Source organism: Pseudomonas sp. B3G-3 (assembly GCF_028640915.1).
Taxonomy (GTDB): Bacteria; Pseudomonadota; Gammaproteobacteria; order Pseudomonadales; family Pseudomonadaceae; genus Aquipseudomonas; species Aquipseudomonas chlororaphis_I.
Window position 1 is genome coordinate 1 of the sequence record NZ_JAQZAB010000002.1, and the last position, 463, is coordinate 463.

Genomic DNA, 463 nt, shown 5'->3' on the forward strand with positions numbered 1-463 from the left:
GAAGGCCGGCGAGAGTCATGATGAGGTGTTCAGCGTGCAGGTCAGCGATGGCCTGGGCGGTGTCGACACCCAGCTGGTGACGATCACTGTCACCGGTACCAACGACGCCGCCGTACTGTCCTCGGCCAGCGTCACGCTGAGCGAAACCAATGCTCCATTGACTACCGGCGGCAGCCTGACCGTCAGCGATATCGACAGCCCGGAAAGCTTCCAGGCGCAAATCGACACCGCCGACAACTACGGCAAGTTCTCCATCGGCACCGGCGGTGCCTGGACCTACATCGCCGACTCCGCCCACAACGAGTTCGCCGCCGGCACCACCTACACCGACACCTTCGCCGTGAGCAGTGCCGACGGCACCCTCACTTCGGTCACCGTGCATATCCTCGGCACCAACGATGCCGCCGTGCTGTCCGCCGACATCGCCAACCTGACCGAGACCAATGCCGCCGTCGACATCTCC

The 463-nt window shown here is 64.1% G+C and carries 1 protein-coding gene; it reads left to right on the forward strand.

Annotation, left to right across the window (positions count from 1 at the left end):
* Positions 1-463: VCBS domain-containing protein (locus PVZ80_RS00010; RefSeq protein ID WP_273863242.1), on the forward strand; the 463-nt coding region annotated here is incomplete at both ends.